Source organism: Longimicrobium sp. (assembly GCF_048594345.1).
Classification (GTDB): Bacteria; Gemmatimonadota; Gemmatimonadetes; order Longimicrobiales; family Longimicrobiaceae; genus Longimicrobium.
Genome location: NZ_JBMDXM010000246.1, coordinates 1 through 19,717, shown reverse-complemented (window position 1 = coordinate 19,717; position 19,717 = coordinate 1). Strand labels below are relative to the sequence as shown.

General features: G+C 68.7%; 18 protein-coding genes. 6 read left to right on the top strand and 12 right to left on the bottom strand.

Annotation, left to right across the window (positions count from 1 at the left end; translation table 11 throughout):
* Positions 1–233: 233 nt before the first annotated feature.
* From ACOJUJ_RS25920 to ACOJUJ_RS25885, 8 genes are all read right to left on the bottom strand, one after another.
* Entirely contained in the window at positions 234–1,235 is a 1,002-nt protein-coding gene (locus ACOJUJ_RS25920) for a hypothetical protein (RefSeq protein ID WP_420129829.1), read from the bottom strand.
* Between the two features lie 66 nt (positions 1,236–1,301).
* Positions 1,302–1,985: a ligase-associated DNA damage response endonuclease PdeM gene (pdeM, locus tag ACOJUJ_RS25915; protein WP_420129828.1), complete on the bottom strand. Its 684-nt coding sequence runs from the start codon at positions 1,983–1,985 to the stop codon at positions 1,302–1,304.
* A 113-nt stretch (positions 1,986–2,098) separates the two neighbouring features.
* Positions 2,099–2,959, bottom strand: coding sequence for an SLATT domain-containing protein (locus ACOJUJ_RS25910; protein ID WP_420129827.1), 861 nt, complete (start codon positions 2,957–2,959; stop codon positions 2,099–2,101).
* A 277-nt stretch (positions 2,960–3,236) separates the two neighbouring features.
* Complete coding sequence (locus ACOJUJ_RS25905; RefSeq protein WP_420129826.1) at positions 3,237–3,470, bottom strand: hypothetical protein; 234 nt, start codon at positions 3,468–3,470, stop codon at positions 3,237–3,239.
* Between the two features lie 106 nt (positions 3,471–3,576).
* A complete protein-coding gene (locus ACOJUJ_RS25900; protein WP_420129825.1) occupies positions 3,577–6,105 on the bottom strand; it encodes a ligase-associated DNA damage response DEXH box helicase in 2,529 nt (842 codons plus the stop codon).
* A 167-nt stretch (positions 6,106–6,272) separates the two neighbouring features.
* Entirely contained in the window at positions 6,273–6,929 is a 657-nt protein-coding gene (locus tag ACOJUJ_RS25895) for a hypothetical protein (RefSeq protein ID WP_420129824.1), read from the bottom strand.
* 3 nt (positions 6,930–6,932) lie between these two features.
* Positions 6,933–7,160 carry a DUF2188 domain-containing protein gene (locus ACOJUJ_RS25890; protein WP_420129823.1) on the bottom strand — a complete coding sequence of 76 codons (228 nt, stop codon included), beginning with the start codon at positions 7,158–7,160 and terminating at the stop codon, positions 6,933–6,935.
* 244 nt (positions 7,161–7,404) lie between these two features.
* The gene (locus ACOJUJ_RS25885) at positions 7,405–7,878 is read right to left on the bottom strand and encodes a hotdog fold domain-containing protein (protein WP_420129822.1); all 474 of its coding nucleotides are present in this window, start codon (positions 7,876–7,878) and stop codon (positions 7,405–7,407) included.
* Positions 7,879–8,078: 200 nt separating this feature from the next.
* Between ACOJUJ_RS25885 and ACOJUJ_RS25880 the strand changes: the two genes are divergently transcribed.
* The 5 genes from ACOJUJ_RS25880 (at position 8,079) to ACOJUJ_RS25860 (ending at position 12,833) form a co-directional block, all read left to right on the top strand.
* A complete protein-coding gene (locus ACOJUJ_RS25880; protein ID WP_420129821.1) occupies positions 8,079–8,741 on the top strand; it encodes a hypothetical protein in 663 nt (220 codons plus the stop codon).
* 628 nt (positions 8,742–9,369) lie between these two features.
* On the top strand, positions 9,370–10,062 hold the full coding sequence (locus tag ACOJUJ_RS25875; protein WP_420129820.1) for a M23 family metallopeptidase: 693 nt from the start codon (positions 9,370–9,372) through the stop codon (positions 10,060–10,062).
* A gap of 200 nt (positions 10,063–10,262) precedes the next feature.
* Positions 10,263–11,633, top strand: coding sequence for a Na+/H+ antiporter NhaA (gene nhaA / locus ACOJUJ_RS25870; RefSeq protein ID WP_420129819.1), 1,371 nt, complete (start codon positions 10,263–10,265; stop codon positions 11,631–11,633).
* A 334-nt stretch (positions 11,634–11,967) separates the two neighbouring features.
* Positions 11,968–12,273: a helix-hairpin-helix domain-containing protein gene (locus tag ACOJUJ_RS25865; protein ID WP_420129818.1), complete on the top strand. Its 306-nt coding sequence runs from the start codon at positions 11,968–11,970 to the stop codon at positions 12,271–12,273.
* Complete coding sequence (locus tag ACOJUJ_RS25860; protein WP_420129817.1) at positions 12,267–12,833, top strand: hypothetical protein; 567 nt, start codon at positions 12,267–12,269, stop codon at positions 12,831–12,833. Before ACOJUJ_RS25865 ends, ACOJUJ_RS25860 begins: the two co-directional genes overlap by 7 nt.
* A gap of 204 nt (positions 12,834–13,037) precedes the next feature.
* On the opposite strand, the gene ACOJUJ_RS25855 is transcribed toward ACOJUJ_RS25860, so the two are convergent.
* From ACOJUJ_RS25855 to ACOJUJ_RS25840, 4 genes are all read right to left on the bottom strand, one after another.
* Positions 13,038–13,415, bottom strand: coding sequence for a hypothetical protein (locus ACOJUJ_RS25855; protein ID WP_420129816.1), 378 nt, complete (start codon positions 13,413–13,415; stop codon positions 13,038–13,040).
* A 418-nt stretch (positions 13,416–13,833) separates the two neighbouring features.
* Positions 13,834–14,562 carry an AMIN-like domain-containing (lipo)protein gene (locus ACOJUJ_RS25850; protein ID WP_420129815.1) on the bottom strand — a complete coding sequence of 243 codons (729 nt, stop codon included), beginning with the start codon at positions 14,560–14,562 and terminating at the stop codon, positions 13,834–13,836.
* On the bottom strand, positions 14,559–15,443 hold the full coding sequence (gene fdhD / locus ACOJUJ_RS25845; protein WP_420129814.1) for a formate dehydrogenase accessory sulfurtransferase FdhD: 885 nt from the start codon (positions 15,441–15,443) through the stop codon (positions 14,559–14,561). The genes ACOJUJ_RS25850 and fdhD overlap by 4 nt, the downstream gene beginning before the upstream one ends.
* Before the next feature lie 3 nt (positions 15,444–15,446).
* The gene (locus tag ACOJUJ_RS25840) at positions 15,447–17,807 is read right to left on the bottom strand and encodes an FdhF/YdeP family oxidoreductase (protein ID WP_420129813.1); all 2,361 of its coding nucleotides are present in this window, start codon (positions 17,805–17,807) and stop codon (positions 15,447–15,449) included.
* Positions 17,808–18,100: 293 nt separating this feature from the next.
* Between ACOJUJ_RS25840 and ACOJUJ_RS25835 the strand changes: the two genes are divergently transcribed.
* Complete coding sequence (locus tag ACOJUJ_RS25835; protein WP_420129812.1) at positions 18,101–19,561, top strand: IS1380 family transposase; 1,461 nt, start codon at positions 18,101–18,103, stop codon at positions 19,559–19,561.
* Positions 19,562–19,717: the final 156 nt, after the last annotated feature.

The window sequence follows — 19,717 nt, the reverse complement described above, 5'->3', positions numbered from 1 at the left end:
GCGGTGCGCAAGGAGGATGGCGGATGCGGCGGGTGCCGGCTGCCGATCGGTTTCCCTGCCTGTGGATGAAGGTGCCCGGGCCGCCTCCGCTGCCCGGCCGCAGAGTTCGCGCGGCGGACTTTGTGATCTTCCAGCCGCGAGTTCACGCGCTCCTGCCGGCGGGCGACGCGTTACCGGGTCAGAGCGCGATGAGGATCACCCGGCTTGGGATCGGGGGCAAGGCGAGCGCGCCGTCAGCGGGGAAGAGTGCAGGTAAGGCGGGAGAGGGTGGCGGGATCTTCCTTTTTGCCGCCTTCGCTGCTCAGGTGCACGGTCCCGTCGGGCGCCAGCTCCACGGCCTCGCCCTGCTTTTCGTTCAGCGGCTTGAGGTCATAGGTGAGCGGCTGGCCCATGCGGCCGGCGGACAGGTCGCCCGCGCGGTAAAAGGCAAGCGCGTTCAGCGTCCGCAGCACGATCCAGTGCCCGTCGGGCGCCGCGGCCGCGCCGGTGATCCGTTCGGGGCGCGGCACCTGGCCTGGCCGCAGCTCCACGACCTGCTCCAGGCGCGCGGGGGTGCCGGCGCGGGCGGTGCGCGGCAGGCGGTAGACGGCCACGTGCCCCGTCTCGCCCTTGGTCACCACGTGCACGCCGCCGTCGGGCATCACGAACATGGCTTCGGCGTCGTGCGGGCCGTCGGGGTACTCGGCGATCAGCGCCTCGGCGGGGCGGGTCTGCGCGTCGCCGGCGGCGGGCTCGGGGACGCGCCACAGGGTAATGTGCGGGCGCGCCGCCTGGTTGTCGCCGATGTCGGCGATGTACAGGCAGCGGCCGCCGCCGGGGCAGGGGCCGGCGGCCACGTCTTCCCAGTCCGTCACGGTGGCGCCGGCCACGCGCACCTGCCCCCGCGGTGTGCCGTCCGTCCCCACCAGGTGCAGCAGCGGCTCGCCGGAATCGTTGTGCGTCCACAGGGCGTCGCCGCCGCCGTTGAGCGCGAGACCACTGGACTCATGCACGGCGGCGGGAAGGGCGATGCCGGACGTGTCCACGCGGCACGCGAACGCTCCCGCCGCCGACGCAGCCGGGGACGGCACGGGGGCCGCGGCCACCGGGGCCGCCGCCACCTGCTCCGCGCCGTCATCGTCCCGCCGCCCGTCCCGGTCACCGTCGCGCGGAACGACGACCATCGTCAGCCCGCCGATCAGGGCCGTGGCCGCCATCAGGGCCATCCCGGCGCGCATCAGTGGAATCTCCTGCACCCAGCCCTCCTGCAAGCGTACGCCAACGTATTGGCCCGCGGCAAGATGCACCGCACGTGCCGCCGGTCAGGTAGCGGACACCACCTGCCCGCCCGCCACCACGTACACGCGGTCGCCCGGCACCACCGGCACGTCCGCCGTTCCCGTGAACTCGCCGAACGCCGGGAGAATACCCACGCGCGGCCCCAGGTGAAAGCAGGGAAGCCGCTGCCGCTGCCGCCCGGCGCCGCGCAGCGTGACGGAGGGGTGAATGTGGCCGGCCAGCACGTAGCACGCGGGCGCCGGCTGCGGATGGTGGGCGTAGGCGAACGGCTGCGACTGCAGCGGCCCGTTCACGCAGGTGATCTCCAGCTCGTCGGGCGGGTCGCCGGCGTGCGCGTCGTGGTTGCCGCGCACCAGCGTAAGGGCAAGGTGGGGATGCGCCCGCCGCCACGCCGCCAGTGCATCCAGCGTCTTTGCCGCCCGCCCTGCCTTTGCGTGCAGAAAGTCGCCCAGAAAGACGATGGACCGTGCGTCCGTCCGTTCCGTGGCGCGGGCCAGGCGCGCCAGCGTTTCCGTCGTGGTGCCGCCGGGGACGGGAAAGCCGTGCGCCCGGAACGCCGCCGCCTTGCCAAAGTGTGGATCCGCCACCAGCAGCGACCGGTCCGACGGCCGAAACGCCGCGTGCTCCGGCAGCAGCACCAGCCGCTCACCGCACAGCTCGATCTCCAGATCTCCCTCTGAACTCACGTCCCGCCGTCTCGCATTCATAGAAAAAGGGGTACTCCGCAGAGAGTACCCCGATCTCCGATTCCGTGCCGTCCCGTGCAGAGACGGCGGGCGAAGGAGTGTCCTCCCTCGCGGCCGCCGGCCGATCCGCCGCGTCAGCCAGCGGCGGGTTCCACCTCGCGATCGGCGGAGCGCGTGGGCTCTTTCGAGGGGTCGGAGACCGCCGGCGGCACGTCCTTGCCCACCGGCGCGGCCGGTTCCCGCGGTGCCGGCTCGTTCGCCCGGTCGGCCACGGCGTCCGGGAAGTCGGACGTTTCTTCGGGGAGGGCGTCCGTGAACACCTTGCCGCCCGTTACGGCATTCGCCGGAAGCTTGCGCGTCTCCGCGGGCGTGGGATCGGGGCGCGGCTCTTCGCGCGGCTTCTCCGTCTTGACCGACTCACCCAGCTGGGCAAGGCTGGCCTGGAACTCGGCGATCCACAGGTTCGTCTCTTCGGACTCGATGGCGTTTACCCGGGCCGCGAACGCCTTGCAGCGCGCCAGCATGTCCGCCGTCTGCGCCAGCGTGGGCTCGGCCGCGCCCCACGCGGCACGGGCAATCTGCCAATCCAGTTCGAACTCGCCGATGGCGGTGCGCAGCGCCAGGTCCGTCTTTACGTAGCGCATCCACCCGCTGGAGTAGTTGAAGAACTTGTCCAACCCGAACAGCGCCGCCGCCACCGCCACCGCGAGCGAGGTATACAGGGGATTGATCTCCAGCCTTGACGGCGGCGAGCCCACAGGGGGCAGCAGCGCCGAGATCAGGGGAAGCAGTCCGGAGATGGAGATCAGGACCACGGCGCCCCATCGCAGGAACATGGCCCCGCCCTTCTTGGGCTTCTTGTTTATCTGGTACCAGGCGCTGGCGCTGCGCGCGGCGTCCGTGACCCTGGTGTAGACGCTGGTCAGCGACGCGGCCCGGTTGCCGTCTTCCCAGGAGATCGTTTCGAGCTGGATGGCGGAAAGGTTCTGCGACATGGATGGTCCTTCGTGCTGCGGTGGAGGACGGCGGAATGGATAGCGCCTGCTTACGGATGGGCGGGACTCGCGGGTTTCCCCCCTCGCCGCACGGGGAGGCGCGGGCAGATGCGCGAGGATGATCCAATCTAAATCGTTTTCTGACAGTCCGTAAGGGTCTTCCCGCGGCACCGGGCGGCAGCGTGGAATGAGCAGGCGCGGCGTGCGATGCCGTACGTGGCAGAATGTGCGTCGAGCAGGTCAGCCGTCCAGATCAAAGCGCCGTTCGTTCGCGGGGCTACCGGAACTCGAACGTCATCCAGAGGAACGTCGCGATGAACAGCACGTCGGCGAGCAAGGCCAGCGGCAGCAGGCGCCTGCCCGTGGCATCGTAGCGGTGCATCTCATTGAACTTCGCCCGCCGGTCGGTTTCGGGCGGGTCCAGGCGGTGCTCGTATAGCCACACGTTCAGGATCAGCACGGCGACTCCAAGCACAATCGTGAGCGCGATCTTCCACGCCGCCGCGCTCATCGGGTTCCCTCCTCGCGCACACGCCCCCACCCGCGCATCGAAGCCTGTACTCCGTTGACTCCGTGTGAGGCAAATCCCTGAAACGCTGCCCCACCGCGAAGCCCGCTCACTTTCCCGTATCCGCGTACTTCTCCAGCGCCACCTGCATGCGGCGCACACGGTCGGCCATCGACTCGCTGCTGACGGCCTCGCGCGTGCGGTCCACCAGCAGCGGAAACGCCAGAGGCGGCGTGCGTCTGGGCTCGGTGAGCGCCACGCGGCCGGCGGCCAGGCGGTCCAGCGTGCGGCCCAACCGGCTGCTTTCCAGCTGGCGCTCCAGCACCTCGCGGTGCGCCTGGCTCACCAGCAGGTTGCCGGGGTCGTAGCGCGTAAACACGTCAAAGAAAAGCCCGCTGCTGGCCTGCAGCTGCCGCGCGCTCTTGCCCGCGTACGGAAAGCCCTGGAACACCAGCCCGGCGACGCGCGCGATCTCGCGGAACTGCCGGCGCGCCATCTCGGTGGCGTTCAGCGACGCGGGTACGTCGTCCAGCAGGTTGTGCGGCGCCAGAAGCCCCGCCGCCAGCGCCTCCTCGATGGGCGCGGGGTCGGGCGAAAGCAGCTCGAACCCGTAGTCGTTCATCGAAAAGGTGAAGCTGATGGGCTTGAGGCGCGAGATGCGGTACGCGAACAGCGCCGCCAGCCCCTCGTGCACCAGACGCCCTTCGAAGGGAAAAAAGAACAGGTGATACCCCTCGCGCGTCTTTACCCGCTCGATCAGCAGCTCGTCCGCGGCGGGGATGCGGGACCACCGCGCCTGGATCTCCAGGATCGGGCGGATGGCCTCCATCTCCGGGTCGCGCCAGATGCCGCGCGACGCCTCTTCCAGCCGCCCCCGCAACGACGCCGCCAGCTCGGTGGAAAGCGGCATCCGCGCCCCCATCCACCGGGGGATGGCGCCTTTTGAGTTCTTGGCGCGGCGCACCCACGCCACCATGTCGCGCACGCGCACGAACTCCAGCGGCTTGCCCGCGAAGATGAACTTGTCGCCGGGGTTGAGCCGCGCGATAAAGCTTTCCTCCACCGACCCCAGCGCGCCGCCGCCCACGTACTTTACCGTGACCGACGCGTCGCTCACGATGGTGCCGATGGACATGCGGTGCCGCCGCGCGATCTGCTTGTCGCCCACGTGGTAGGTGCCGTCCTCGCTCACCAGCACGCGGCTGAACTCGGGGTACGCACGCAGCGCGTCCCCGCCGCGGGTCACAAAATCCAGCACCCACTGCCACTCGTCGTCCAGCAGCCCGGCGTAGGCGCGCGTGGTCCGCACCTCGGCCTTGAGCTCGTCCGGATAGAAGCCGCCGCCCAGCGCCACCGTCACCACGTGCTGCGCCAGCAGGTCCAGCGGGCGCTCCACGGGAAGCCGCGACTCGACGGCGTTGGCGCGCATCCCGTCGCGCGCGGCGGCCACCTCGATCAGCTCCAGCACGTTGGTCGGCACGCAGGTCACGCGGCTCACGGCGCCGGGGCGGTGGCCGCTGCGTCCCGCGCGCTGCAGCAGCCGCGCGACCCCCTTGGGGCTGCCGATCTGCAGCACCCGGTCGACGGGCGAAAAGTCGACGCCCAGGTCCAGGCTGGACGTGGCGACCACGCAGCGCAGCACCCCGGTGCGCAGGCCGTTCTCCACCCATTCGCGCCGCGCGCGGTCCAGTGATCCGTGATGGAGGGCGATCTGCCCCGCCCACTCCGGCCGCGCCTCCAGCAGCGCCTGGTACCAGATTTCCGTTTGTGAACGTGTGTTCGTAAATACGATGGCGCTGTCACCCTCTTCCACCGCCTCCACCACCTGCGGCAGCATCTGCGTCCCCAGGTGGCCCGCCCAGGGAAAGCGCTGAATGGTGGGCGGGATGAGTGCATCCACCACCACTTCCTTGGGCACGTGGCCGCGGACGGTGCGCCCCGCCGGCCGGTCCGGCGCCGTGCCCAGCAGTGCGTCCAGCGCGTCCTGCAGGTTGCCGATGGTGGCGGAAAGCCCCCAGGTGCGCAGACCCGGACGCCAGCCGCGCAGCCGCGCGAGCGCCAACTCCGTCTGCACGCCGCGCTTGCTCCCCATCAGCTCGTGCCATTCGTCGATCACCACCGCCTGCAGGTCGCTGAACAGTTGCCGCGCGTCGTCGCGGGACAGCAGCAGCGCCAGGCTCTCGGGCGTGGTGACCAGCGCCGTGGGAAGCTGTTTGCGCTGGCGGCTGCGCGTGGCCGCGGAGGTGTCGCCCGTGCGCGACTCCAGCGTCCAGGGAATCCCCATGTCGGTCAGCGGCTGCCGCAGCGCCTCTTCCGTGTCCGCCGCCAGCGCGCGCAACGGGGTGATCCACAGCACCCGCAGCGGCGGCGCCACAACGCCCGGCTTCTTGCCGCGCCGCATCGGGACGACGGGCTCGGGGGTGTGCGGCTGCTCCGCCATCCAGTCCAGCACCGCGCCCAGCCACGCCGCGTACGTCTTGCCCGTCCCCGTGGCCGCGTGGATCAACCCGCTTTCCCCCGCCATGTACGCCCGCCACACCTCCCGCTGAAAGCCGAACGGCTCCCACCCGCGCGCGGCGAACCACGCCTCGGCGGGGGCAAGCGGATCGGCGGCGGGCGGCGCGGCGATGCGGATCATGCGGATGCTCTGGTGCGCGTGATGGTTCACGTTGCGCACCCTGTGCAGTCTATGGGCCGAAGGAGCGCAACGGCCTGAGCGTGGGAGTATCCGGGCCAAAAAGAAGAGGACGCAGAGAGGCGAGTCCCCTCGGCGTCCTGATCTGAGTTGTTGCTGCTGCCAGTGTTCTACGCCGCTTCTCGATACTCCCTTACCCAATCGCGGATGTGGTCGACGTACTCCGCGACCGGCATCTCCTCGATGTCCCTCTCTGGGCTGCCCAGGGCCAGCATCTGCTCGAAGAACGCGGTGGTGAAATCACCGAACCTGTACCAGATCACGGTGGCGGTTTCCACCCCCCGCAACCCCACAGTCTCGACGAACCAGTCACGAACCGCCCGAACCACCTCGTCCGGCTCGTTGCGGTGAGGCTTGATGTCGACGCCAGACAGGTCGGACAGCGCTTTCCCGAAGTCGTGAAGGTTCTGCTCGAGGATGAGGAAGCGCTTGCCGTTCATGTAAGCCGCACCAAATCCGCGAGCCCCGTACTCCAGCCCGAGTTCGAACGGCATGTTCAACCGGTAGAACTCGTTTGCTTTTTTCGACTTCAGGCGCGACAGGTCGTGGAGGCTGTACTTCGAATCCCGGATGAGTTCCCTGATCTTGTCGAGCCGGTTTTCACCCGAATCGGATCGTTCGGTCGCGATCCGAGGGGTGAACCCAAGACAGACGATCGTAAAGAGCAAGGGCCGCAGGAGAGAATAGTACTCTCTGTCGAACGGACAGTTAATGAAGACGTTTGATTCAAACCCCTCTGCCGGCCCGGCTCCGTCCACTGGCCCCACTGGCTACCCCTTCGGAGGAAACGGATCGTTGCCGTACGAATCCTTGCTTCGAACGGTACCATCGCGTCTGTGAACGTACAATTCCGAGCCTTGATTGCGGCTGACCTCACGAGCGAAGGTGATGGCATGCTCCTGGGTATCGAACACTTTCGTCGCCCGCGACGCGCCGCCCTTCTTGACGCTCCACCCGCCATTCGGATTTGGGATAACGTGCTGCGTATTCCTGGCCATCTTACCTCCCGTTGTCACGACTGGGCCACCCTGGGCACAGTCACGCTCTCTTCCTTCTATGATAGTTATACTGGTGCTTCTCTTCAATGCCGGATGCCATCCGGCATTGTGAGGTGCAGAGTCTTTCGCTCACACGCCAACGCATGCCCAGAACTTCTCGCAGCCGCGCGATCAGCCTGGCAGGTACAGTCGCGCTACGTCGTGTCGTCCAGCGCCGCGCTCCCCTCGCGAGGCGCGGCGGCGGCTACTTGCGGGGCCCCACCAGCCAGCGGGCCTGCGCGGTGGCCACCACGTCGCCCGCGGCGTCGCGGATGTCGGTGGTGACGGTGATCTCGCGCTCGTCGTTGCTCTCCAGCACCGGCGCATCGGCCTCAGCGGTCAGTGTGCCGCGGGCTTTCTTGGTGTAGTCGATGGACAGGCCCTTGAGGATGGACCGCGCGTCGGGCCGCATGGCGTAGTTCAGCGCCAGCCCGGTGGAAAGCTCGGCCAGGTTCATCAGCGCGATCGCGTGAATGCTGCGCAGGTGGTTACGCACCCTGCGCCGGTCCTGCAGCGTCACGCGCGCGTAGCCCGGGCGCAGTTCCTCGATGCGCGCGCCGATGGTGCCGGAGTACGGCACCAGCCGGCCCAGCAGAAAGCTGAACATCGCCTTGCCGCCGGGACGGCCGCTCCACTTTTCCCACTGCTGCCGGATCACTTGCTCGGGGCTGCTCGCCATCGGTCGGTCTGTGCGCGGTGGATGGGGCCGGACGTCAACGTCGCTGCGCGGATATAAGCCGATCACCCGCGCAAAGTCCAGCGCCGCCGCATGTGGCGCGGCATCCGGCGACCGCGTATCTTGCCCGCCCGCGTAGAAACAGATGGCGCTCTCACCGTCGCCGGACGCCGCGCCGCCCTCCTTTCCGACATTGATCCACAATGCCTTTTCGTGCCTGTGCCGCGGCTGCCGCCGCGCTGCTTTCGCTTGCCCTTCCCGCCGCCGCGCAGACCGCCGTGCCCGCCAATACGACGCTCGCCGTGGCCGCCGACACGCTGCCGCGCACGTCGCTGCAAAAGGGCAACTGGTCGCTTTCCTTCACGCCTCCCGGCTACAGTGGCGGCAGCGGCGAGCGCGCGGAGTTTGGCGCATGGGAGATGGTGGGGGAGCGCACCAACCTGGGTCTGGTGCTGGCGGTCTCCGTCTACGGCACCGATTCGGAAGCCAGCGGCGGTGGTGAAGCGACCACGGCCAGCACGGATGTAGGCGTGGGCGTGAACGTAAAGCGGTACCTGATGACGCCGCGTGACGTGACGCCGTTTCTGATCGCCGGCGCCTCCATCGGCGGCCGGTTCGAGCGGCGCGACGGGCCGCAGGACTACGAGGAGACCACGCGCGGAATGAACAGCAGCGTCCTGGGTGGGGTGGGCGTGGAGTGGTTTCCCACGCGGCGGTTCAGCCTGTCGGGCCAGACGGGGTTCATGGTGCAGAGCGGCCGCTACGAAACCGAAACGGACATGGCCGACGACCACCGGGAGTCCGAAACCCGCTCGGCCGGCTTCCGCAGCTTCACGTCCGCGCTCTCCATGCAGATCTACTTCTGAGAAGGTTGATTCGGTTGATTCTCTCGAACATTACTTCAACGCCTTCAACCTTGATTCCTGAGGAAGGCGCCGCGCTGATCCTGCTCTCACGATTGAGCCAGCGTCCCGACCGAAGGATCTCGCCGGCAGAACCGTGGGGCTGGATTCCATGCCCGGATCTCAGCCCTGCGTGGGGCAGCCGAGATCCTTCGGTCGCGCGCAAGCGGCGGCGTGGACTCAGGTTCGGTCTGGCGCTCCCTCAGGAAGCCAACGGCTCACCTCGGATCCACCCTGAGCGACAGGCAACGCAATGTCGTACGCGCGCACGTAAACCACTACGTAGATTCGTCTTGCGTATGACGATCCATGGGGGAGCCAGCGCCTCGCCGTCCGGGATTGGACGGCGCATTCCGAGCATCGCGGCGGCATGAATCAGTACCGCAATACGGAATTACGGGCGATGTGGATACGACGCGCCCGTATCACCGGACCAGCCCCATCGCACGAAGTTCTTGCGGCGGGGACGCAATGGGTGCAATATAGGCACCGCTAACCGACGCATTTTCGTCCATACGCATTTCCAACCCTGTACGGCCGCCCGTCTTCCCATGGGTGTCTGCCGCAAAGGCCTGATTCGCGGAACGGTGCCATGACCGCTCTTTCCATGCACCACGCCCGTCGCTGGGGCGCGATGTCGCTGGCCCTGTCGCTGTCGCTTTCCGGCTGCGCCATCGCCATCGGCGCGCCGCCGGAGCACACCGCGTCGTCGCAGCGGCCGCGCCGCGAGCGCCCGCGCGACGAGATCGTCATCCGCGCCAACCGTCCTGCGGCGGAGGAATCGCACGAGGCGGTGATCGAGCCGGGCGTGCTGGCGCCGGGCGCGTCGCTGCTGATCCCGGTACGCGGCATTCGCCCCGACCAGCTGCGCGATTCGTACGCGGACGCGCGCAGCGGCGGGCGGGTGCACAACGCCATCGACATCATGGCGCCGGGGGGAACACCCGTGCTGGCCGCGGCCGACGGCACCATCCACCGGCTGCGCACGGGCGGACTGGGCGGCGTGACCATCTATCAGATCGGCACGGACGGGCGCACGATGTACTACTACGCCCACCTGCAGCGCTACGCCGCCGGCATTCGCGACGGTCTGCCCGTGCGCCGCGGCCAGGTAATCGCCTACGTGGGCGACACGGGCAACGCGGGCGCCGGCAACTACCACCTGCACTTTTCGGTCGGCCGGCTGCCGGACCCGCAGCGCTACTGGGACAGTGAGAACGTGAACCCGTATCCGCTGCTGGCCGGCGAGTACGCCCGCGCCGCCTCCGCGTCCCGCGACCGCTGACCCGCATCACCGAGCCTATCGCCCCGCCGCCACCTGATGGCGGCGGGGCGCTTTGTCGTCGTTCACATTCCACGGCTGATCGACCCTGGAAACCCGGACAAACCTTCTGTTCTGCTGAATCCAGCAGGGTTGGATTGTCCGGCGGCCTTCGCTACCTTCCGGGCCGGACAACGTTTTCGGAGCCCGACGGACAAGGACGAATGGCCACGCATACCGGTGTAATTCCCCCTCCCCCGCTCACCCCGTTTCAGCGGATCCTTTCGCCTTTCGCGCGGTTCACCCGCACGGAATCGGCGGGCGGCATCGTGCTGATCGCGGCGACGCTGGTCGCCATCCTCTGGGCCAACTCGCCGTGGAGCGAAAGCTACCACCATCTGTGGGAGACCACGGTCACCATCGGTGCCGGCCGGTACGCGCTCTCGTATCCCCTGCACTACTGGATCAACGACGGCCTGATGGCCGTGTTCTTCTTTCTGGTCGGGCTGGAGATCAAGCGCGAGTTTCTGGTGGGCGAGCTGGCTTCCGTGCGCCGCGCCGCACTGCCGATCGCCGCGGCGCTGGGGGGGATGGTGGTTCCCGCCATCCTGTACGCGCTGCTGAACGCGGGCGGGCCGGGGGAGCGTGGATGGGGAACGCCCATGGCGACGGACATCGCGTTCGCGCTGGGCGTGCTGGCGCTGCTGGGGCCGCGCATTCCCCTGTCGCTCAAGGTGTTCCTGGCCGCGCTGGCCATCGTGGACGACCTGGGTGCGGTGCTGGTGATCGCCATCTTCTACACCGACCAGATCTCGTGGATGGCGCTGGGGGTGGGGATGGTGGTGCTGGCGGCGCTGATCGTAGCGGCGCGGCTGCAGGCGCGGGCGCCCATCGTCTACGTGGTGCTGGGCGTGGTTCTCTGGGTGGCGTTTCTCAAGAGCGGCGTACACGCCACCGTGGCCGGCGTGCTGCTGGCGATGACCATCCCGGCGCGGACGCGTATCGACACCACGGAGTTCCTGGCCCGCGGGCGCCGCATCCTGGACTACTTTGACGCGGCGGGGCGCGAGGGGACGGACGTCCTGACCAACCGCGACCAGCAGGCCGCCATCCAGGAGATGGAGAACGCCTGCGAAGCCGCGCAGGCACCGCTGCAGCGCATCGAGCACGAGCTGCACGGGCCGGTGGCGTTCATCATCATCCCCCTCTTTGCCCTGGCCAACGCGGGGGTGCACCTGGGGGGCAACCTGGGAGAGGCGTTCACCAACCCGGTGGCGCTGGGCATCATCCTGGGGCTGGTGGTGGGCAAGCCGATCGGCATCACCCTGTTCGCCTGGCTGGCGGTCAAGACGAAGCTGGCCGCGCTGCCCCCGGGGATGACGTGGAACTCCATCCGCGGAGTAAGCCTGCTGGGCGGCATCGGCTTCACCATGTCGCTGTTCATCGCGGGGCTGGCGTTTCCCGGCTCGCCGCAGCTGAACGAGGACGCCAAGATCGGCATCTTTGCCGCGTCGCTGATCGCGGGGATCGCGGGGTTCCTGATGCTGCGCAGGCTGCGGCCGGTGGACGAGACGGCGCGCCCGGCAAAGGGCTAAACGCGACGAAGCCCGTCGGATCGTGATCCGGCGGGCTTCGTCGTCGCAAGCGGCTACTCGCTACAGGTACTGCTGCCTTCTCGTTCTCATCCGTGCCCACCCGGAGGACGCCTTGGGAGCATGAGGTGGGGGTCAGGTCGGCTTTCTCGAACGGTCCAGCGTTTCGTACCGTGTGTTCTACCGCCGAAACCCTGGCGGTGTTGCGCGCGGAGGATTAGAAGAACATGAACCCTGCCTCGCACCAAACTCTACGCGCGTGCCCGGGGAGAAGTTTCACCGTCCCCGCGCGTACACCCCATCCGATGCGTGCCGCCCGCGAAAGGTTGCAAACGCCATGAGTCCACCTCGCACGAAAGCGCCCAAGGACGAGCTGCGCGCCATCCCCGGCGTGGGGGCGACCATCGCGCAGGACCTGCGCAACCTGGGGATTGAACGGGTGGAGCAGCTTCGCGGGCGCGATCCGCAGGCGCTGTACGACCAGCTGTGCGAATACCAGGGGATGCACGTCGACCGCTGCATGCTGTACGTGTTTCGCTGCGCCGTATACTACGCGTCGGAGTTTCCGCACGATCCGCGGCTGCTGCAGTGGTGGGCGTGGAAGGATGGCGGGCCGGCCTACGACGGGACGCGCCCGTGCTGATCGACAATCACCTGCCGCACGCGGAGTTCGCGGAGCGCCACGCGCTGCGGATGCACGCCCCGCCCGAGCGCGCGTACGCCGCCGCGCGCCGGCTGGATTTGGGCGGATCGCCGCTGGTGCGCGTGCTCTTTGGCCTGCGCTCGCTCCCCGCCCTGCTCGCCGGAAAGCGCGTCGGGCCGGAGCAGCGGGGCCTGGGAACCACGATGGACCGGCTGCTGGACAACGGCTTCGTGCTGCTGGACGAGCGCGCGCCGCACGAGTTCGTGCTGGGGCTGGCGGGGCGGTTCTGGACGCCGGCGGGCGGGATCGAGCGGCTGCAGCCGGCGGAGTATGCGGGGTTCGACCGGCCGGGGATGGCGGTGGCCGCGTGGAACTTCACCGTGCTCCCTACGGACGAGGGCTCGCTGGTGGCCACGGAAACGCGCGTGCGCTGCACCGACGACGCGGCGCGCCGCTCGTTCCGCCGCTACTGGCGCGTGGTGCGGCCGTTCAGCGGGCTGATCCGCATGGAAGCCCTGCGCGCCATACGCCGCGCCGCGGAGTCATCGTCCGGCGACTGAAAAGAGGGGGGCCTCACACAGAGTTAACAGAGTCAACAGAGTTTGTCTCTCGCGCAGAACGAACTCTGTTGACTCTGTTAACTCTGTGTGAGATCAGGTCTTTGTCCGATCTTGCTCAGGCACAAAAAGCGGAGGAGCAGACGAACCCGGCCGGTTCTCTGCTCCTCCGCTCTTTTGATTCTCCGCGTCTCCGCGTGAGGCTGTTCAGAACGCGGCGGGGACGCTGGGCTGCGCGGACCGGGCGGGCTCGTTGCGCCGCATCAGGCCCTCGATGTCGCCCATCATGGTGCCATCGCCGGGCTCGCTGCCCGCAAACAGGCCCTCGGCGCTGCCGCCGGCCTGGCTGGCGGGGCGGTACAGGTTCATCCACCGGTCAAACGACTCGCAGGCGCCCATCAGCGCATAGAAGGTCCGGCCGCGCTTGTCGCCCTTGCCAAAAATCAGGTCCAGGGCGAACAGGATGGTCGCGAACGGAATCACCACCACGTCCTTGAGACCATCGATGAAGGTCTTGGCCTGGAAGATCAGAAAGTCGCGGATCAGCACCCGCGGGGGCGTACCTTCAGGGATTCGGCTCGGCATCAGGCTTCTCCAGCGGTCGGCGTTCCTCGGACGAGGCGGTCGTACGGGGAGGTTGCTGCGCGGGTTTCACCGTCGAGCGTAAATCTGCACACGAACGCCGTTCTGGGCAACGATCCCGCTCTCCGTTCCGGGTGGACGCTTGGGAACACCCTCGTGACGGAGAGAACTTCCCGTCTCAGCATGCAGATTCTTCGGTCGGCGCCACGCTCCTGGGCGAACGGAGGGCACCGCGCGACGCCTCCCTCAGAATGACAGGTTTCGTCAGATCTGGTATTACATCACAAGAGAAAAAGAACAGAGGCACGGCGGATCGCTTCCCCCGTGCCTCCTCTTTTCTCTCCCGCAGTTCTCCGCGCCTCCCGCGCCCTCCACGTCTCCGCGTGAGATCGCCGTCCCGTCGGGCGCAGCGAGATCGGGTCTACTGCTGGATGTCGATGATGAGGCGCGTGGGGTTCTGGAGCTCGGTGATGCGGTAGCGGTTGGGACGCGAGACGCCCAGCACCAGCTCCACCACGCCCTCGAAGTCGCAGGTGAACTCCAGCTCCTTGATGATGGGCATCTGCAGGCGGCGCTCGCGCTGCTGCACGGTGGCCTGGCCCTGGTCGTTGTGCGCCTGCGTGCCGCGCAGGGTGATGGCCAGCCACGCGTCGCCGGTCACGGGGACGGGATCGCCGCTGCCGCACGCGTGGACGGGGCGGTCCACGTACTCCACGCGGTAGCCGGGCACGCCGCTTCCCAGAAACTCCAGCACCACGCGGTCGAAGCCCTGGTTCACCCCCACGCGCACGTCGCGCAGGGTCACGGGGCGCGGCACGGTGCGCACCTGGTCGCGCACGCCGGCCGTCCACTGCTGCTGCGCCGCGGGATCCGCGGCCGGCTGGGTCGCTGGCTGCGCGCTGTCGGCCGCCGCGGCGGGAGTGGTGACCGCCGCGGGTGTCGCGGGCGCGGCGGAATCGGCCAGCACGAACGCGGGAACTCGACCCGCGGGCTCGCCCGACGCGGTGGTGTCGCCCGCGGCGGAATCGCCCTCCACGCCCTGGGCGCGGCGGCGTTCGGTGGCGTCGCGAAGCTCGCCGCCCTGCTCACCGCAGGCCGCCAGCGCGGCCAGCACCATCATCCCACCCAACCAGCGGCTCTGCGTCTTCATCCACCCACTCCCTGTGGCAAGCGGCGGGCGAGTCGCGCGCCCCCCGCGTACACGTTGAACCCCGGATCGCGGACAAATCCCGCGAGCGTCATCCCCGCCTGCTCCGCCAGCTCCACGGCCAGGCTGCTGGGCGCCGACACGCCGGCCAGCACCGGCACCCCCGCCCGCGCCGCCTTTTGCACCAGTTCGAAGCTGGTGCGCCCGCTCACCAGCACGATCGATTCCGCCAGCGGCACCTCCCCCGCCAGCAGCGCCGCCCCCACCAGCTTGTCCATGGCGTTGTGGCGGCCCACGTCCTCGCGAATGCTCACCAGCGCGCCGCCGGCGGTAAACTGCGCCGCCGCGTGCAATCCACCCGTCCGCTCAAATACGCGTTGCGCCTGCCGCAGTTTCTCCGGCAGGGCGACAAGGACGGCGGGATCCACGTCCATCGCGCTGTCGATGCGGGCGCACGCCGGGCCCATCACCGCCTCGATGGACGCCTTGCCGCACACGCCGCAGCTGCTGGTCGCGTAAAAGTTGCGCGACAGGGCGGCGGGATCGAACGGCGCACCGGGGGCCAGCCGCACGTTCACCACGTTGTACTGCTGCTCGGCGTCCGTGCAGTAGCGGATGGATGCGATCGCCGCCGCGCCGCCGATCAACCCCTCGCCGTAGAGAAAGCCCGCCGCCAGCTCGAAGTCCGCCCCCGGCGTTCGCATTGTCACCGACACGCGGTGCGCCGCTTCGTCGGCCGGCCTATCCGCATCTTCCGCGCGGATGATGCGGATTTCCCGCGGCTCCTCGACGGCCAGCTGGTCGTCGCGGGTGCGACGCGCGGCGCCGTCGGGGCCGACGGTAACGCGCTCGACCGGGCGGCGCGACGTGCTTCCCCGGCGCACGGGCTAGACCGCGGCGCCGGAGAGGTGTTCGGCCTGCGCCTGCGCGTCGCGGTAGACCAGCCGCTCGTCCGCGCCGACGACGTCCACCGGGCTGGTCGCGCGCTCCACCGTCACCGGGATCATCTTCGACGACGGCGTGTTGCTTCCCCTGGCCCGGCTGCCGACGGGGACCAGCACGTTGGCCTCGGGAAAGTATGCGGCGCAGCACCCGCGCGGAACGTCGTACGCCACGGCGCGAAAGCGGGGAGCCATGCGCTCGCGGCCGTCCGCCCCGTGGCTGCGCACGTCGATCCAGTCGCCGGGCGTAAGGCCCCGCTCGGCGATGTCGTCCGGGTGCATCAGCACCACGCGGCGCGCCTGTTTGATGCCGCGGTAGCGATCGTCCAGGCCGTAGATGGTGGTGTTGAACTGGTCGTGCGAGCGGATGGTGAACAGGCGCAGCTGCCCCTCGCCCAGCCGGATGTCCGGCGTGGGCACCACGACAAAGTTGGCGCGGCCGTTCTGTGTGTTCCACTCGCGGTGCGCGGCCGCGTTGCGCAGCACAAAGCCGCCCGGCTCGCGCACGCGCTGGTTGTACGCGTCGAACCCCGGCACCACGCGCTCGATGCGGTCGCGGATGCGGCCGTAGTCCGCCGCCAGCGCGTCCCAATCGACGGAACCCGCCGGCAGCGTCGCCTTCGCCAGCCCGCAGACGATGGCGACCTCGCTCATCAGCCGCGGCGACGCCGGCTTGTTGCGTCCTTCGGAGACGTGGACCACGGACATGGAGTCCTCCACCGTCACGAACTGCGGGCCGCTGGCCTGCCGGTCGATCTCCGTGCGTCCCAGGCAGGGCCAGATCATCACCTCGCGCCCGCTGGTGACGTGCGTGCGGTTGAGCTTGGTGGTCACGTGGACGGCCAGGTCGACCGACTTCAATCCATCCGCCACCATGGCCGTGTCGGGCGACGCGCTTAGAAAGTTGCCGCCGATGGACATGAAGAAGCGGACGCGCCCCTCCGCCATCGCCTCGATGGCGTGCACCACGTCCAGCCCCGCCTCGCGCGGCGCGGTGAAGCCGAACTCCGCCTCCAGCCGGTCCGTCCACGCTGGCGGGCGAAAATCGATGCCCACGGTGCGGTCGCCCTGCACGTTGCTGTGGCCGCGCACGGGGCAGGGGCCCGCGCCGGGGCGGCCCACGTTGCCGCGCAGCAGCAGCAGGTTGCTGCACGCGATGATGTTGTCCACCGCGTTCTCGTGCTGCGTAAGCCCCATCGCCCAGCACAGGATGGTCGCGCGGGACTTGATGTAGACCTCCGACGCGGCGCGGATCTCGTTCTGCGTAAGTCCGCTCTGCTCCGTGATCTGCGTCCACGGTGTGGCGTCCAGGTCTTCGACCAGCTCCTCGTAGCCCGTGCAGTGCGCGCGGATGAAGCCGTGGTCGATCACCCGTCCGCGGTCGCGCCGCTCGGCCTCCAGCAGCTGCTTCATGATCCCCTTGAGCACCGCCACGTCGCTCCCCGGCTTTGCCTGCAGGTAGACCGTGGCGATCTCGGTCCCCTGGTTCAGCAGCGTGGGGACAACTTCCTGGGGATGGGTAAAGCTGACCAGCGCCCGCTCGCGCAGCGGGTTGATGACGACGATCTCCGCCCCGCGCCGCCGCGCCTCCTGCAGCACCGTCATCATCCGCGGGTGATTGGTGCCCGGATTCTGCCCGATGATGAAGATGGCGTCGGCTTTGGTGAAATCATCCAGCTGCACCGCGCCCTTGCCGATGCCCATCGTCTGCTTGAGTCCCACCCCGCTGGATTCGTGGCACAGGTTGGAGCAGTCCGGAAAGTTGTTGGTGCCGTACATCCGCCCGAACAGCTGGTACAGAAAGGCGGCCTCGTTGGATGTACGTCCCGACGTGTAGAACGCCGCGTCGTTGGGGCTGGGCAGGTCGCGGAGAAAGCCGCCCGCCTTGGCGAACGCCTCGTCCCAGGCGATGGGCTCGAAGTGGCGCTTGCCCTGGCGCAGGATGACGGGCTGTGCCACGCGGCCCTGCTGCTCCAGCCAGTAGTCGCTCTGCGCGGCCAGCTCGTCCACGCTGTGCCGCGCGAAGAACTCCGCCGTGACACGCTTGCCCGTGGCCTCGGCCGCGACGGCCTTTGCGCCGTTCTCGCAGAACTCGAAGTGCGACCGCTCCCCCGGCGCGCTCTCGGGCCAGGCGCAGCCGGGGCAGTCGACGCCCTGGTCCTGATTGAGCACGCGCAGCGCGTTGACGCCGCTCACCACGGCTTTCTCGCGGGTGAGCTGCTTTGCGGTGTTCAGGATGGCGGCCATCCCGCCGGCTGGCTTGTCGCCGGGGTCGGTGTGCGGCTGCGGGCCGGGCTTGCTGGACATGCTTGGTACCACTCGGGGAATGCGTAAACGCTTGCGATGCAAGGTGTGCGGGCCGGGGATGCGGGGCAAGGGGCGGGCCGGCAGTGGCGGATCGGTTGCCTGATACCGAATCCCGCTGTTCACTGTCCACCCGATCCCGGATCATGGAAAAGATTGGTCTCACCCTCGGTTATTCACCAGAAACCAGACCTCAGGGTCATACAAAGAAAGAACCCATGTCGCATGTTCTTGAGCAGCGGTAGGATGGGTGGTGTCGAAGCAACCATCCGTCCGCGTACCCTCGAATACACGACATGGGTGAAGAACAAGGTACACTCTTTTCCCCGGAATACAACCAGGCGGTCCGGGTGGAGGCGCGTCCCGAGAAGCTGACGTCGGATGCGGGCGCATTGCTCATGCGCGAGGTCATGGAACGGCTGGGGTATTCGGAGCTGATCGGGAAGCACTTGACCGACCTGCGGGTGCCGGGACAGGTGATCCACCCGCACGTCGAACTGGTCCGGACCGCGCTCCTGCTGCTGGCGCAAGGATGGAGCGGACAGTCCGACGTGGCGCTGCTGCGGGCGGATCCCGCGCTGAAGACGGCGATTTCCTGCCGGCGGGGGCAGAGGCCGCTGCGCGAGGCAGCGGGCCGCGAGCCGGAGGGCCTGTGTTCGCAACCCACGCTCAGCCGGCTGCATCAGGATCTCGGCACGCGTGAGAACCGCGCCGGGCTGCGTCGCATGCTGCTGGACGGGGCAGAGCGGCGGATGGAGTCGCAGGGGCAGACGCGGCTGGCCGAGACCACGCTCGACCTGGATTCGCTGCCGTACGAGGTCCATGGGCATCAGCCGGGCAGCGCCCGGAACGGCCACTACCGGGTGCGCTGCTATCATCCGTTGCTGCTGCGCTCTGAGCACGGCGACTACCTGGGCGCCAAGCTCCGCCCCGGCAACGTGCACACCGCCGACGGAGGCTTGCAGTTCGCACTGCCGATCCTGCGCCGGGCGCGCACCTGGGCGGAGCAGGTGTGGTTGCGGATCGACGCAGGGTTTCCCGAGGGAAAGACGCTGGACCGCCTGGAGGAGGAGGGTTTCCTCTACGTGGCGCGGCTGAACGGCAACCCGGTGCTCAAGCGCATGGCCGCCCCGTACGTGACGGAGCCACCGCCAGAGGGGCAGGTCCGAACGCATGAGCTCATCTACCGCGCGGCCAGGTGGGCGCACCCGCGCCGGGTAGTGCTCGTGGTGCTGGAGCGGACGAAAGCGCAGGGGGAGCTCTTCCTCGACTACTTCTTCCTGCTGACCAACGTGCCGGTCTCGGAAGTCGCTGCAGACGCGCTGCTGGAGCGGTACAGGAAGCGGGGCACCGCCGAGAAGGACTTCGGCGAGTGGAAGCAGGCGCTGGACGTCTCACTCTCGTCCTCGCCGCGGCCGAAGGACCATTACCGAGGCCGTGAGGTGCAGACACCCTACAGCGAGCCGGACAGCTTCGCCGCCAACGAGGCGCGGCTGCTGCTGAGCCTGATCGCGGCGAACCTGATGCACGCCGCCTCGGGGCTGCTCGAGCGCGGAGAGGCCGCACGCCCGAGCCGCGAGCGCTTCCGCCAGCTTGTGCTGAAGACCGCCGCACGCGTGGTCCTGAGTGCGCGCCGGGTCACCTTCGTGATCGAATCCTCACGCGCCGAACTATGGCGGCGTTGCGCACGGGAGCTGAACCGCCTCTACCCCTCGCGCGGCTCGCCCGCTCACCAGGCCCTGCCCACGCCAGCGTAGTACCGGGTGGGGAATGCGAGACGCCACGATTCCTCCCGGATACCTGTGGGGAAAGGGGCCACGTGCCCGCGAGAGCCATCGACCAGCTGTGCACCTCGCCGCGCGTAGCCGCAAAGCTCCGCGACGGCATACCTGGAGCTACGTGAATAACCGAGG

What these genes read in the sequence shown, in the direction of transcription:
- pdeM (WP_420129828.1), bottom strand. Translation starts at nt 1,985, where the DNA reads ATGAATGCGAGACGGCGGGACGTGAGTTCAGAGGGAGATCTGGAGATC.
- ACOJUJ_RS25910 (WP_420129827.1), bottom strand. Translation starts at nt 2,959, where the DNA reads ATGTCGCAGAACCTTTCCGCCATCCAGCTCGAAACGATCTCCTGGGAA.
- ACOJUJ_RS25905 (WP_420129826.1), bottom strand. Translation starts at nt 3,470, where the DNA reads ATGAGCGCGGCGGCGTGGAAGATCGCGCTCACGATTGTGCTTGGAGTC.
- ACOJUJ_RS25900 (WP_420129825.1), bottom strand. Translation starts at nt 6,105, where the DNA reads ATGATCCGCATCGCCGCGCCGCCCGCCGCCGATCCGCTTGCCCCCGCC.
- ACOJUJ_RS25890 (WP_420129823.1), bottom strand. Translation starts at nt 7,160, where the DNA reads ATGGCCAGGAATACGCAGCACGTTATCCCAAATCCGAATGGCGGGTGG.
- ACOJUJ_RS25885 (WP_420129822.1), bottom strand. Translation starts at nt 7,878, where the DNA reads ATGGCGAGCAGCCCCGAGCAAGTGATCCGGCAGCAGTGGGAAAAGTGG.
- ACOJUJ_RS25880 (WP_420129821.1), top strand. Translation starts at nt 8,079, where the DNA reads ATGCCTTTTCGTGCCTGTGCCGCGGCTGCCGCCGCGCTGCTTTCGCTT.
- ACOJUJ_RS25875 (WP_420129820.1), top strand. Translation starts at nt 9,370, where the DNA reads ATGACCGCTCTTTCCATGCACCACGCCCGTCGCTGGGGCGCGATGTCG.
- nhaA (WP_420129819.1), top strand. Translation starts at nt 10,263, where the DNA reads ATGGCCACGCATACCGGTGTAATTCCCCCTCCCCCGCTCACCCCGTTT.
- ACOJUJ_RS25865 (WP_420129818.1), top strand. Translation starts at nt 11,968, where the DNA reads ATGAGTCCACCTCGCACGAAAGCGCCCAAGGACGAGCTGCGCGCCATC.
- ACOJUJ_RS25855 (WP_420129816.1), bottom strand. Translation starts at nt 13,415, where the DNA reads ATGCCGAGCCGAATCCCTGAAGGTACGCCCCCGCGGGTGCTGATCCGC.
- ACOJUJ_RS25850 (WP_420129815.1), bottom strand. Translation starts at nt 14,562, where the DNA reads ATGAAGACGCAGAGCCGCTGGTTGGGTGGGATGATGGTGCTGGCCGCG.
- ACOJUJ_RS25840 (WP_420129813.1), bottom strand. Translation starts at nt 17,807, where the DNA reads ATGTCCAGCAAGCCCGGCCCGCAGCCGCACACCGACCCCGGCGACAAG.
- ACOJUJ_RS25835 (WP_420129812.1), top strand. Translation starts at nt 18,101, where the DNA reads ATGGGTGAAGAACAAGGTACACTCTTTTCCCCGGAATACAACCAGGCG.